The sequence below is a fragment of the Sedimentibacter saalensis genome (assembly GCF_007830175.1).
GTDB lineage: Bacteria > Bacillota > Clostridia > Tissierellales > Sedimentibacteraceae > Sedimentibacter > Sedimentibacter saalensis.
In genome coordinates this window covers 67,713-80,986 of record NZ_VLKH01000005.1, presented here as the reverse complement: position 1 = coordinate 80,986, position 13,274 = coordinate 67,713, and the positions used below count along the sequence as shown (strand labels likewise).

Genomic DNA, 13,274 nt, shown 5'->3' with positions numbered 1-13,274 from the left:
TCATATAATACAATGTTATTCAGCTGTTACCTCAATCTCAAGTTCCTTCAGCTGTTTGTCTGTTACACCGCTTGGTGAGTCAGTCATGAGGCATGAAGCGCTTTGAGTTTTAGGAAATGCTATTACGTCTCTTATGTTGTCGCTTTCTGTAAGAAGCATCATGAAACGGTCAAGTCCGTAAGCAATTCCTCCGTGAGGGGGTACTCCGTATTTGAATGCTTCAAGAAGATATCCGAATTTGTCCTGTGCTTCTTCATCAGTGAAGCCAAGGGCTCTGAACATTCTGTTCTGCAGTGTTCTGTTTGTTATACGAATACTTCCTCCGCCTATTTCATCTCCATTAATAACAATGTCGTATGCTTTTGCTCTCACAGCGCCAGGATCAGATTCTATTTTGTCAATATCTTCATCAACAGGAGCTGTAAAAGGATGGTGCTTGGCAACATATCTGTCTTCTTCTTCGCTGTATTCAAACAACGGGAATTCAGTTATCCATACAAGTTCAAATTTATTGTTGTCAATTAAATTCTTATCGTGTGCAATTTCAATTCTCAATGCTCCCAAGGCTGTGTTTACAACTGATTCCTTGTCAGCCAATATGAAAACAACATCTTTTTCTTTGATTTCTAATCTTTCAATTAATTTGTTTATTTCTTCTTCTGTCAGGAATTTTGCTATTGGAGATTCAAATGTGTTGTTTTCATATTTGAACCATGCAAGTCCTTTAGCTCCATATGTCTTGACAAACTTTTCAAGCTTGGAAATTCCCTTCTTTGAGAATTCATCAGCTGAACCGTCTATTTTTACACACTTAATTTTACCACCGTTGTCGTAAGTTGATTTAAATGCATTAAACTCAGAATTTGCAAAAATGTCAGTGATGTTTTCAAGTTCAAAACCAAAACGAAGATCAGGCTTGTCGCATCCGTACTTGTCCATGGCCTCCTGATATGACATGCGTCTTATAGGAAGAGTTATATCAACATTTTTAATTTCCTTGAATATTTTTTGTATGAGTTTTTCATTGATGCCAATTACATCTTCTACGTCAACAAATGACATTTCAATATCCACCTGAGTAAATTCCGGCTGCCTATTTGCTCTTAAGTCTTCATCTCTGAAGCATCTTACTATCTGATAGTATCTGTTCATGCCTGACACCATCAAAAGCTGCTTGTAAAGCTGAGGTGACTGTGGAAGTGCATAAAAGTTTCCCGGATTTACCCTGCTTGGCACAAGATAATCTCTTGCTCCTTCTGGAGTAGGCTTTGCCAGAAATGGAGTTTCAACTTCATTGAAGCCGTTGTCATACAAAAAGTCTCTTATTACCTTTGAAGTCTTGCTTCTTGTCAAAAGATTCTTCTGCATGGATGGTTTTCTTAAATCCAAATATCTGTATTTCAAACGCATTTGTTCAGATACGTCGTCGTTGTCTTTTATATAAATCGGAGGAGTTTCAGCTGTGTCCAATATTTTAAGTTCATGAGCATAAACCTCAATTTCTCCTGTTGCCATATCAGGATTTTTAGATTGTCTTTCTAAAACTTCGCCTCTTACAGCAATAACGAATTCACTTCTCAAACTTTCAGCCTTATCAAATGCTTCCTTGTTAACATCAGTGTCGAATACAACCTGAATCAACCCTGTAACATCTCTTACATCGGCAAAAATAAGACCTCCGAGACTTCTTCTTTTTTGAACCCATCCCATGACTACAACTTCTTTGCCAATATGGTCCTTGTTCAGTTGTCCGCACATGTTAGTTCTTCTGAGTGTTCCCATAGTTTCCATAATTATCCTCCAAGCAATTTATCAAAAAAAATAACCCATCCCCTTAGGGACGAGTATAACCCGCGTTGCCACCCTACTTGGACTATAAATAGTCCCTCTCAATTAAGTAACTGCTGTAATAGAGGTGTCTTCACCACAAGTTAATAACAGGCTTCCATCGTCCCTGTCTTGCTGTAATTAATTCTTTATGATTACTCTTCCCCAAGCAATTTGTTTACATTAAAATTAACACATTAAAAATTATTTGTCAACAACAAAAACTTCGTTAATTAAGAATTAAGAATGAAGAATGAAAAATCAATTGTTGGAATTGCGCCGCCGCAATTCCTTCTTATAATTCTTAATTCTTAACTCTTCATTCTTAATTTTTTACAAGTTCGTCGATTGTTCTAAATGTGTAGCCCATTTCTTTCCACTTTGTAAGGAGTTCATCTAAAATTTCGGAATTTGTTTTTGAAGTGCTGTGCAAAAGAACAACTGCTCCCGGATGAATGCGGGGTATTAATTTTTCAAATGCAGTCTCTCTGCTGGGCTGCTTGTCATTTGACCAGTCCTGGTATGCAAGGCTCCAGAATATTGTTTTATATCCCATCTCATTTGCCATCTTAAGATTTTCTTCGTTGAATTTCCCCTGAGGAGGTCTGTAGTACTTGGGCATATCAAGACCGGTTGTTTGTTTATAAATGTCTTCCAGAGAATTAAGTTCCTTTTTGAAAGATTCCACATCTGCAATTTTTGACATGTCTGGATGGCTGTATGTGTGGTTTCCAACAATATGCCCTTCCTCAATCATCCTTTTCACCAATTCAGGTTCCTTATCAATATAATGCCCAACCAGGAAGAATGCAGCTTTAACATCATGTTTCTTCAGCGTGTCAAGAATATCCTGCGTGTATCCATTCTCATAACCGGCATCAAAAGTTAGATAAATGACTTTTTCATCATTATTGCCCGCATAATATGCATTATATTTTTTAAGATAATCCCTTGTTTCATTCCCTATGGGGGTTGTGCCGCTTTCATTGAACTTAAGCCCCCAGTTTGAAATTCCTGCAGATACGGACACAGAAAAATTACTTATTGTTTCATATGCAAAAATAATTATCATCAGCAACATACAGCTTAAAATAATTGCCAGATTCCTTTTTTTAATTCCTATTATCATATTTCCACCCCTTTATTCATTTATATAAACAAATGGACAATTTATGAATATAAAAAAAGGAATTATTTACAAAATTTATCTTTAAAAACAATGCATGTACCTTTGACATACTGCTTGAAATGATTTATAATATTAAGTAAATGTTTTCAGTGCATTTGATTTAAAAAAACGGAGGAACTTATGCTAGAACATCTTATTTCAACACTAGTCCCTAACATTGCACATGTATTGGAGTTAATCGGAGTATTTATAATAGTATTTTCTGCCTTAATAGCATTCGTAAAATATGCTCTGAGATTCTTCAACTTTTCGGATGAAACCGTAAAAATAGAATTTTCTCAGGCTCTTGCAATGGCTTTGGAGTTTAAACTCGGTGCGGAGATTCTTAAAACCCTTGTAATAAGGACTATTGACGAGCTCATAATACTTGCATCAATAGTTGTTTTAAGAGCAGCTCTCACATTGATTATTCATTGGGAAATAGAGTCTGACTCTAAAAGAGCAAATCATTTTAAGGAAATGAAATTTGCTAACAAAATAAAACAAGTAATTGAAAAAAATTCTCATGAAGATGAAAATCATGAAAATCATGAAAATTAAGAACAGCCGCTAAGCGGCTGTTCTTTTATTTTATATGTAGTAGCTGCAAACAACTTTTATGCTGTTGCTTTTTTCAACACTTCTTCGATTTTATCAATTGACGGTACGCCTTCAAACAGCTTCTCCCCATCAAGGAAGAACGCAGGTACGTAATAGTAGTCATGGGCACTGGCCATTTGTACATTTTTTGATTCCTCAACAAGCTCAATATTAACATTCGAATATTTCTGATTTTGACTTTTAAGTTCCTCAATCATGCTGTATGCACGTCTGCAGTGAGGACAATTTTCCAGATAAAACATAGTTAACTTCTTCATATACCCTCCAATGAACTATTTAACAAATTTTTCTTCTTTTCCAATATTTCATCAATTCGGCTTATGTATTCCTCCAGGCTCTTGAAATTGCGAAGAGGCTCGTGATGGTTGTTCTCTGTCATGATTTTGCTCGATCCACCGATGCCGCAGGCAAGTATGGTTTCAAGCTCCTCAATTATTATCATGTTGTATATGCTTTCCTTTGCAGGTAGGCAATATCCCACATTTTCAGAATTGCCCTTTATATTTTTTTGTCTGTACATGTAGTATGGTTTGTAGCCGTTTTTTCTGCAGCTTTCTCTTACCTCATCATGCATAAGTCTCATCAAGTTGTAATCTTTTAAAAGCTGTGAACTTTCTCTTGTAAGCTCTGCATTTTTCTTGTAGGCCAGTGAATGAACCGTGATATTTTCAGGTTTCAGGTTCACAATTTTTTCGATGGTATTAAGTGCATCTTCTTCATTTTCACCGGGCAGGCCCAGTATTACGTCCATGTTAATACAGTCAAAACCGATGTTTCTTGCCAATTGGAATTTTTCTAAAATGTCTTGTGTGTTATGATTCCTTCCCATGGAAAGGAGAGTTTTTTCATTCATGGACTGAGGATTGATGCTTATTCTTGTCACATTGTTGTTTTTAAGGCACTGAAGCTTTTCCAATGTTATTGTATCAGGCCTTCCTGCTTCAAATGTTATTTCCCTTATGCTGTTCAAATCATAATGACTTTTAATTGCCGCAAACAATTTATCAATTTGCTCTATATTAAGAACAGAAGGTGTTCCTCCACCTATATAAACAGAATGCAGCTTTAAATTCCTGACTTTTGCCATTTTAATTGTTGCGTGAATTTCCTGTACAAGTACATCAACATAATCATCAATTTTTTTCTGACCGCAATTTATAAATGATGTGAATGAACAATAGCTGCACTTAGTAGGGCAAAATGGAATTCCAATATACAAGTTGTAATTTTCTTTGTTCATTTTTTCATTTATGTATTTTTCTTCTATGTTTAGTATATCCCATAAAAGTTCAATTTTTTCATCAGTTACTTCATATGTGTTTTTGAGTATTCGTGTTATTTCAGAATCGCTTCTTCCGTACTGCCTTGATGCTATGAGTATTTTCACAACTCTTACACCCGTTAATATACCGTAATCAGGAACAATTGAGTAGTGACTTTTCAAAACATTGTGAATAGATTTTGTAACAAGAGTTTTTTTCATCTTCCTGTCATTTTCTTTTTCCAGGATTATTTCATGGCTTTTAAAGCTTTTTTCATTAATCTTTTCTTTTTTTCGGTACAAAACAGCTGTGCTTATATATGCTCCTTCTTGTTCTTCCAAAGTTGAAACAATAGAATATTCACACTGAAAGTCAGGCTCTTCTGCATCCATATTTTTAACATCATATTCAATGTTAAGGTCAAAAACCCTTAGGGCATTTCTTGCTTCATATTCAAAGTTATGACCTGAAAAATAAAATCTAAGCATCACTTCTCCTTAATTGACAAAAGGATTGCTCAGTTTTTCAGATTTTATTGTTGAAGGAGAATTGTGTCCCGGATAGATTATTATATCTTCGTCGTACTTGAATATTTTTTCCTGTATGGAATCAATTATTTCTTCAAAAGATCCTCCAGGAAAATCTGTTCTTCCTATAGAATTGTTAAAAAGAGTATCCCCTGTCATCATTATATTTCCGACTTTGATGCATATGCCGCCTTTTGTGTGTCCGGGAGTGTGAATTATTTCAAGCTTAAGATCTCCCAGCTCAAGCACATCACCGTCTTTCAATTTTACATCAGCATCAATGGATATATCTTTTCCAAACAATACCTTTGAAAAATTTATTTTGCTGTCAGATAAAGCCAGGGCATCAATTTCGTGTATGCAGACTTTTGCGTTGTATTTTTCAATAAGTTCCTTTACGGCGCAAATGTGGTCACCGTGAGCGTGGGTCAAAATTATCATCTTAGGATTTAATCCCAGCTCAATTATTTTCTGGTCAATTTTACTAAAATCAGCCCCCGGGTCTATTATTGCAGCTTCTTTTGTACTGTCGCTTGCCACTATGTAGCAGTTTGAGTAATACGAGCCCACTGTCATTGCTTCAAATATCATAATTTCCTCCTAAAAATTTTTTTTGCTGTCAAGCAAAATTGTGACCGGTCCGTCATTTACAAGCTCTACCTGCATGTCGGCACCAAATTCGCCTGTCTGTGTTTTCAATCCTGATTTTATCATGTTATGGATGAATTTTTCATACATGGGTACTGCTTTTTCAGGACGTGCTGCTTGAATGAAGCTTGGTCTCCTGCCTTTTCTTGCATCTCCTAAAAGTGTAAACTGAGAAACTACAAGAAGACTTCCACAAACGTCCAGGACGCTTTTGTTCATCTTTCCTTCTTCATCTTCAAATATTCTCAAATTTGCAACCTTGTCGCACATGTACTCCAGATCTTTTTCTTCATCGTCTTCTTCTACACCAAGTAAAAGCATTATTCCATGGTCAATTTGACCTATTGTCTTATCATCAACCGTTACTTTGGCGCGTTTGACACGCTGTACAACGCCTCTCACTAAATCACCTGCTTACTGTTTTCTGATTTATAAAAGAAAATCCGCATCACCTTGCGGCAATACAGTATTTTCAATATTATCATTTATTTTTTGTTTCTGTACACTTCAAGTACACCGTCAAGTTTTTTTATTTTTTTCATCAAATCTTCAATTTGTTTTGTTTCATTTATTTCAAAACCAATGTCTACTATGGCAACCCTGTCCTTGGTAATCCTCAGGTTAAGAGAAACAGCGTTCAGCTTAGCCTCAGCATAAAGAGCTGTTAAATCCTGCAGAAGCCTTGGTCTGTCAAGCGCCTTTATTTGCAGCTCGCTTACAAATGTAGCCTTCTTGCCGTAATCCCACTCAACTTCTATGAACCTTTGATCTTCAGAATCTGTAAGGTCGTGAATGTTTGTGCAGTCTGCCCTGTGAACAGACACTCCTCTTCCTCTTGTAATGTAGCCTACTATGGCGTCTCCCGGAACAGGACTGCAGCACTTGGAAAAACGAACCTTCACGTTGTCAATTCCCTTTATTATAACACCTGAAGCATGTTTTTCTATCCTTGAAGGCGTCTTGCTGGTAATGTTTGTATTTTTCTCAAGGTTTTCTATTTTCTCAAGCTCAATTTTATCCTTGTTTTTTTCCATGTACAAAAGTTTAAGCCTGTTTACTATCTGATTTTCTGTAATGCCTCCATTGCCAACAGCTGCATAAAGATTGTTTGCAGTGAACATGCTGTACTTGTCGGCAACAAATTTAAGCCAGTCGTCCTTCAACAAATCAGATACCTGGTAACCTTGTTTCTTTACTTCTCTTTCAACAAGTTCCTTGCCTTTTTCAACATTGAAATCTTTGTCTCTTTCTTTGAAAAATTTTCTGATTTTTGATTTTGCCTGACTTGAAGCTGCTATTTTAAGCCAGTCCCTGCTTGGCCCTGCACTTGATTGAGAAGTTAATATTTCAATTTGATCTCCGGTTTTAAGTTTTGTGTCAATGGGCACAATTCTGCCGTTTACCTTTGCACCAACGCATTTATTTCCTACAGCTGAGTGGACTCTGTAAGCAAAGTCAATTGGTGTTGATCCTGTAGGAATATTTACAACTTCTCCCTTAGGGGTGAACACAAACACTTCATCTGCATAAAGATCAATTTTCAGTGTTTCCATAAATTCTGCCGGATCATTAGTTTCCTGCTGCCACTCAAGCATTTGTCTCAGCCAGTTTAATTTTTCTTCGTAATTTGTCTGCTCATCTATTCCTTCCTTGTATTTCCAGTGAGCAGCTATACCGTATTCAGCCGTTCTGTGCATTTCAAGGGTTCTTATTTGAATTTCAAATGGCTCGCCTGCAGGTCCTATGACTGTTGTGTGCAGTGACTGGTACATGTTGGGCTTCGGCATTGCAATATAATCCTTGAATCTTCCCGGAATTGGCTTCCAAAGTGTGTGCATTGTTCCCAGCGCTCCATAGCAGTCCTTGATGCTGTCAACAATTATTCTAACAGCAATCAAATCATAAATCTGCTCAAAAGCCCTGTTTTTGAAATACATTTTTTTATAAATGCTGTAAAGGCTCTTTGGCCTTCCCTTTATATCTGCTTCTATTCCTGCATCGCTTAACTTTTCCTGCATTACCGATATGATTCGGGATATGTAATCCTTTCTTTGCTCGCTTTTTTGCTGTACCTTTTCAAGCAAATCCTGGTAGCCTTCAGGATCAATATATTTCAAACTCAGATCTTCAAGCTCCCACTTTATGGACGCAATACCAAGTCGGTTGGCAATGGGAGCATATATTTCTATTGTCTCCATTGCTTTTTGATATTGTTTTTCCTTTGGCATGTACTGAAGAGTCCTGATGTTGTGCAGACGGTCGGCCAGTTTTATGATTACGACCCTTATGTCCTTAGACATGGCAATAATCATCTTTCTCAGGGATTCTGCCTGACGCTCTTCCTTGTTTCTGTACTTGACTTTGCTAAGCTTTGTGACGCCATCCACCATATTGGCTATTTCTTCACCGAATTCTCTTTTTATATCATCATAGGTTATTCCCGTGTCCTCAACAACATCATGCAGTAGTCCTGCTGCAATTGTCTGTACGTCAACGTGCAGATCTGCCAGAATGAGCGCAACATTGTATGGGTGAATAAAGTATCTTTCACCTGAAAATCTAGTCTGTGCATTTGAATGTGCCATTTCCGCATAGTTGTATGCCTTGGCAACAACTGAAACATCTGCATTGGGATTGTATGATTCTATTTGATTGATTATATTTTCCAACATTGTGCTCACCTCACTTTTAATTAAGAATTAACTCCTTACTCTTAACTCTTAATTCTTAATTTTTATTTGTTTTATTAGTTGTATTTTACCAACGATTCAACTTTATAATCAGAAAGTTTTTCTCTTCCGTTCAAATCTTCTAGCTCTATTAAAAATCCAAGGCCTACAACATCTCCGCCCAGCTTTTCCACAAGCTTGGCAGCTGCAAACATTGTACCTCCCGTTGCAAGAAGGTCATCAATAATGAGAACCTTTTGTCCAGGCTTTATAGCATCTTTGTGTATTTCAAGAGAATCCATTCCATATTCCAGTGAGTATTCATATTTTATTGTTTCTCCGGGAAGTTTCCCAGGTTTTCTCACAGGTACAAATCCTGTGTTCATTACATAGGCAAGGGGTGTTGCCAAGATGAAACCTCTTGATTCAGGTCCCACTATAATGTCAACCTGAGTATCCTTGAACCTTTCAGCCATTTGATTTATGCATTCGTTAAGTGCCCCAGCATCCTTTAACAATGTGGTAATATCTTTAAAGCTTATTCCATCTACAGGAAAACCGTCTATCACTCTGATCTTTTCTTTTAAATCCATAACTCCTCCAAATTGAGATGATTATTTTTTTATGTACAACATGTCATTTTTTAAAGCATATTGTATATTATTAGTCTTTTTAAGTATGCATATTATTTCATCTGCTGTTATCTTAGCATTATATAAATGATTAAACCTTTCTACCAGCACAAAAATATCGGTCTTGATAATTTTCGACTTTGTTTTGTTGAGTATGGAGTTAAGCATTCTGACTTTTTCGTCATCTATTTTGTAATCGAGTTCTTCTCTTTCCTCAACATTTAAGAGCACCAGCTGCATGCTTTTTTTGCCGTTGAATTCATTGAGGCTCAAAGTCACTGCATAGGAAGGTGGTCTTGTAAGCACCTTTTCCAATATGTTTATTTTTCCGAACCCTATTACAGGTATGTCCATGCCTTCGTCAGAAAGAACAAAACTTAAGTGGTTTCCATATCTGCCTACCTTCTTGATGTTTTTCATCGCGACATTTTCTAAAATCAATACAGGCTTTGGATTTCCGGCGCCGAATGGTTCGAATTTATTTATTTCTTCATACAGGCTGAAATTCACGTCAGAAATTTTAAGCATAGCATCAGACTCGATTTCCCTGTAATCAAAATGACTTAAACTAATGTTTCCAATATAGCTGTTCAGTGCATTTGCAAAACTGCTTATGTTTTTTTCCAAAATAGTCAATCCTGCTGCAAGCTTATGCCCTCCATATTTCTCCAGGTACAAGTCGTTTTTTTTGAATGCTTCGAAAATGTCCAGGTATTCAAGGCTTCTTGCAGAGCCCTTGCCTATTCCATCCTTAATTGAAATCACAACGCTTGGTCTTTCGTATTTTTCAGTGAGCTTTGACGCTACAATTCCAAGAACTCCCTCATGCCAGTTCTCTCCATAAACAACTATTGCGTTCTTTTTGTATAGAAAATTAGTTTCAATTTTTTTAACGGCCTCATCAAATATTTCCTGCTCAGTTTGTTTTCTTAGTACATTTAAGCTTTCCAGTTCAAAAGCAAGTTTTTCAGCTTCGTCTTCATCATTTGTGAGCATGAGTTCAATTGCTTTTTTAGCAGAGTCCATTCTGCCGGCTGCATTTATTCTTGGAGCTATAATAAATCCAATGTGATAGGATTCAATTTCCTTTACATTTATCCCGGAAACTTCAATGAGTTTTTTGAGTCCGATTATTCTGGTGTCATTTATTTTCTTAAGTCCGTTCTTTGCTATAATCCTGTTGTCTCCAATAAGATCCACTATGTCTGCAATTGTTCCGAGACATGCAAGTTCAAGAAGCACCTCTTCTATATCTTCTATTTTCAAATATGTGTTCAAATGCTTCAAAAATTTAAAAGACAGTCCTGACGCGCACAACTGCTTGTTTTTCGACGGACAATCTTTTTGTTTTGGGTTTATTACGGCATATGCATCTGGAATTTCTTCCTTACATTGATGATGATCCAAAATGATTACATCCTTGCTGAAGTTTGTAATTTCTTTTATTTTTTCTACTTCAGCAATTCCGCAGTCAACAGTTATCAATAAATCAGCTTTTATATCTCCGGTTTTCAGGCAGTTCACAAAATCCGTACTTAGTCCATAGCCTTCACTTTCTCTTTCCGGAACGTAATAGTCTACTTTTGCTCCGGCTTTTGACAAAAGAATAAAAAACTGGCTTATGGATGTAATACCGTCCACATCGTAATCGCCGTATATTAAAATTCTTTCGCCATTGTCAATTGCTTGTAGAATCCTTTGGCAGCCTTTCACCAGATCCTTGTAATGTGAAGCATCTTCAAAATATTTGAAATCCGGATTAAGAAATTGTTCTATTTCCTCGTGTGTTCGTATATTTCTGCTTAAAAGTATCTTTGAAGAAATATCTGATAAATTAAAGTTGTTTTTTATTTCATCTATTTCAGATTGTTCAAATTCATTAACTTTAAGCTTCACTTTTTTCATCATTTGAATTTGGATCAGCGCCTTCATTAATATTTATATTGGATTTTGTTTTCATCTCATCAATTTCTTTTGTAAGAAGTGCAATGTGGTCATCTTTGAGTTTCAGTTTTTCCTCGAATTCAGTGGCCTTTGCAATGAGTGCGGCATTGTTGTCCTTAAGGGACTGTATTTCTGTTTCCATTGTTTTTGCATTGTTTTCAAATTGAAGTTTCTCATTTTCAAACGTCTTGAGTTTATTCTTCATTTCCTTGCCTTCAGATCTTTTCTTGAACTGTCTTGATGTTCCTAAAATCAGAACAATAACAGCGCCTATTATTATACACGCCATCATGACTAATGCAAGAGGCATTTCATAACGAGCAAGGAATAAATCAACAGGAACCGGCGTTCCGTTTTGAATGGAAAATATTGCAACAAAAATTGCAATTACCAATATTAAAATAAAACCAATTTGCATAGTAACACTCCTCTCAGGTAAACTTTATTTGTTATAATCACCTACATTATACTATACATCAATATATATTTACCACTATTTTTTGCTTTTAAACCAATATTTCTGCAATTTACTGGGCTAATCTGGCCTTTATATAAATTGAACATTCAATTCTTTTTTTCTCAAGCTCGCATCCCACGCTGTAAGGAACTTTAAAATCCTTGTTAAAATTATATGCATTTGCATGACAGCCACCGCTGCAGTAATATTTTGCCCAGCAGTCCTTACACACAGGCTTTTCATTTACAGACACGTTTTTGAACATGTCTATTACTTCATCTTTCACAATTCCTTCATCAACATTACCTACGATGAACTCTTCCTGTCCTACAAACTGATGGCATGGATACAAGTCTCCATCGGGAGTAACAGCCACATATTCAGTTCCTGCTCCGCAGCCAATGCTTCTTTTGTAAATGCATGGACCGCCGTCAAGTTCGATGTTGAAGTGGAAAAACTGGAACTTCTTGTCCTTGCTGCCGTATGAATCAAGATACAGCTTTGCAAGCTTTTCATATTCAGCCTTAAGAATATCAAGATGTTCTTCTTTCAGTGCATATTTTTCTTCAGGTTTTGCAACAACAGGCTCAACAGAAATTTTATCAAACCCTAAGTCCCTCATGTGCTTTACGTCTTCTGAAAAGTCAAGGTTGTAAGCAGTGTATGTTCCTCTGGCAAAATAATCCTTGTCCATTCTCTTTGCTACAAACTTTTTAAAGTTTTCAGTGATTACATCGTAGCTTCCCTTTTGATTCACGGTCTTTCTCATGTGGTCGTTTGTTTCTTTTCTTCCGTCAATGCTTAACACCACATTGTCCATGTTTTCATTGAGGTAATCTATTTTTTCATCATCTAAAAGCACACCGTTTGTTGTTGCTGTAAAACGGAAATTCTTGTTGTGCTGTTTTTCAATACTTCTGGCATAGTCAACAAGTTTTTTTATTGTTTCAAAATTCATGAGTGGCTCGCCTCCGAAGAAATCAACTTCAAGGTTCACTCTCTTGCCTGAACTTTTAACAAGAAAATCAAATGCTTTCTTGCCTGTTTCAAAACTCAGGTAGCTTCTTTCACCGTTGTAGCTTCCCTGAGAAGCAAAACAATACTCGCATCTTAAGTTGCAGTCATGTGTCATGTTAAGGCACATCGCCTTTATGGCAGGCTTTATTTTATTGACTGCATTTGCGTCATCAGTGTAAAGCATTTTGTTTTCTATTAAATAATTGATTTCAGAAACAGCTTCATCAGTTGTTTCTGCTCCGTATTTATTCTTTATGTCATTTACTTTATCTTCATTTTTGAAATTTTCATCTGTCAGCAAATCATATATTACTTCGTCAACAACATGAACCAGTCCGCTGCTTGTGTCCAGGGCAAAATGCATGTCGTCCATTTTAAATATGTGTATCATTGTTTCCTCCGTTTTTCCTTTAACATAAAAAGTTGCTCCGTCACTACGCTACGAGTTTATATGATAGGAAAAAAGTCCTATCATATAAAAAGTAGTGGCTAAGCCACTACC

Annotated in this window: 12 protein-coding genes; 1 reads left to right on the top strand and 11 read right to left on the bottom strand. The window is 36.3% G+C overall.

Annotation, left to right across the window (positions count from 1 at the left end; genetic code table 11):
• Positions 1-15: 15 nt before the first annotated feature.
• Together aspS and pdaA are read right to left on the bottom strand one after the other, a co-directional pair.
• Positions 16-1,791, bottom strand: a complete 1,776-nt coding sequence (aspS, locus tag LY60_RS10240) for an aspartate--tRNA ligase (protein WP_145083101.1) — start codon at positions 1,789-1,791, stop codon at positions 16-18.
• Between the two features lie 361 nt (positions 1,792-2,152).
• Positions 2,153-2,899, bottom strand: a complete 747-nt coding sequence (gene pdaA / locus LY60_RS10235; protein WP_410176553.1) for a delta-lactam-biosynthetic de-N-acetylase — start codon at positions 2,897-2,899, stop codon at positions 2,153-2,155.
• A gap of 237 nt (positions 2,900-3,136) precedes the next feature.
• Between pdaA and LY60_RS10230 the strand changes: the two genes are divergently transcribed.
• Positions 3,137-3,556, top strand: coding sequence for a DUF1622 domain-containing protein (locus tag LY60_RS10230; protein WP_145083095.1), 420 nt, complete (start codon positions 3,137-3,139; stop codon positions 3,554-3,556).
• A 56-nt stretch (positions 3,557-3,612) separates the two neighbouring features.
• Here the strand turns inward: LY60_RS10230 and LY60_RS10225 are convergent, their stop codons facing one another.
• The 9 genes from LY60_RS10225 to scfB all read right to left on the bottom strand — a co-directional run bounded on the left by LY60_RS10225 (position 3,613) and on the right by scfB (position 13,163).
• Complete coding sequence (locus tag LY60_RS10225) at positions 3,613-3,873, bottom strand: glutaredoxin family protein (RefSeq protein WP_145083092.1); 261 nt, start codon at positions 3,871-3,873, stop codon at positions 3,613-3,615.
• Entirely contained in the window at positions 3,870-5,366 is a 1,497-nt protein-coding gene (hemZ, locus tag LY60_RS10220) for a coproporphyrinogen dehydrogenase HemZ (protein WP_145083089.1), read from the bottom strand. The genes LY60_RS10225 and hemZ overlap by 4 nt, the downstream gene beginning before the upstream one ends.
• Positions 5,367-5,375: 9 nt before the next feature.
• Entirely contained in the window at positions 5,376-5,996 is a 621-nt protein-coding gene (locus LY60_RS10215; protein WP_019228148.1) for an MBL fold metallo-hydrolase, read from the bottom strand.
• A gap of 9 nt (positions 5,997-6,005) precedes the next feature.
• A complete protein-coding gene (gene dtd / locus LY60_RS10210) occupies positions 6,006-6,455 on the bottom strand; it encodes a D-aminoacyl-tRNA deacylase (protein WP_145083086.1) in 450 nt (149 codons plus the stop codon).
• A gap of 83 nt (positions 6,456-6,538) precedes the next feature.
• A complete protein-coding gene (locus tag LY60_RS10205) occupies positions 6,539-8,725 on the bottom strand; it encodes a RelA/SpoT family protein (protein ID WP_145083083.1) in 2,187 nt (728 codons plus the stop codon).
• Positions 8,726-8,799: 74 nt separating this feature from the next.
• Positions 8,800-9,315, bottom strand: coding sequence for an adenine phosphoribosyltransferase (locus tag LY60_RS10200; RefSeq protein WP_145083080.1), 516 nt, complete (start codon positions 9,313-9,315; stop codon positions 8,800-8,802).
• Positions 9,316-9,336: 21 nt separating this feature from the next.
• Positions 9,337-11,262, bottom strand: a complete 1,926-nt coding sequence (gene recJ / locus LY60_RS10195; RefSeq protein ID WP_170226174.1) for a single-stranded-DNA-specific exonuclease RecJ — start codon at positions 11,260-11,262, stop codon at positions 9,337-9,339.
• Positions 11,240-11,716: a LapA family protein gene (locus LY60_RS10190; protein ID WP_019228153.1), complete on the bottom strand. Its 477-nt coding sequence runs from the start codon at positions 11,714-11,716 to the stop codon at positions 11,240-11,242. Before LY60_RS10190 ends, recJ begins: the two co-directional genes overlap by 23 nt.
• 109 nt (positions 11,717-11,825) lie before the next feature.
• A complete protein-coding gene (gene scfB, locus LY60_RS10185) occupies positions 11,826-13,163 on the bottom strand; it encodes a thioether cross-link-forming SCIFF peptide maturase (protein WP_145083074.1) in 1,338 nt (445 codons plus the stop codon).
• Positions 13,164-13,274 lie beyond the last annotated feature (111 nt).

Excerpts from the sequence above, each read along its gene's own strand:
- aspS (WP_145083101.1), bottom strand. The coding sequence starts at position 1,791 with ATGGAAACTATGGGAACACTCAGAAGAACTAACATGTGCGGACAACTG.
- pdaA (WP_410176553.1), bottom strand. The coding sequence starts at position 2,899 with ATGATAATTATTTTTGCATATGAAACAATAAGTAATTTTTCTGTGTCC.
- LY60_RS10230 (WP_145083095.1), top strand. The coding sequence starts at position 3,137 with ATGCTAGAACATCTTATTTCAACACTAGTCCCTAACATTGCACATGTA.
- LY60_RS10225 (WP_145083092.1), bottom strand. The coding sequence starts at position 3,873 with ATGAAGAAGTTAACTATGTTTTATCTGGAAAATTGTCCTCACTGCAGA.
- hemZ (WP_145083089.1), bottom strand. The coding sequence starts at position 5,366 with ATGCTTAGATTTTATTTTTCAGGTCATAACTTTGAATATGAAGCAAGA.
- LY60_RS10215 (WP_019228148.1), bottom strand. The coding sequence starts at position 5,996 with ATGATATTTGAAGCAATGACAGTGGGCTCGTATTACTCAAACTGCTAC.
- LY60_RS10205 (WP_145083083.1), bottom strand. The coding sequence starts at position 8,725 with ATGTTGGAAAATATAATCAATCAAATAGAATCATACAATCCCAATGCA.
- LY60_RS10200 (WP_145083080.1), bottom strand. The coding sequence starts at position 9,315 with ATGGATTTAAAAGAAAAGATCAGAGTGATAGACGGTTTTCCTGTAGAT.
- recJ (WP_170226174.1), bottom strand. The coding sequence starts at position 11,262 with ATGATGAAAAAAGTGAAGCTTAAAGTTAATGAATTTGAACAATCTGAA.
- LY60_RS10190 (WP_019228153.1), bottom strand. The coding sequence starts at position 11,716 with ATGCAAATTGGTTTTATTTTAATATTGGTAATTGCAATTTTTGTTGCA.
- scfB (WP_145083074.1), bottom strand. The coding sequence starts at position 13,163 with ATGATACACATATTTAAAATGGACGACATGCATTTTGCCCTGGACACA.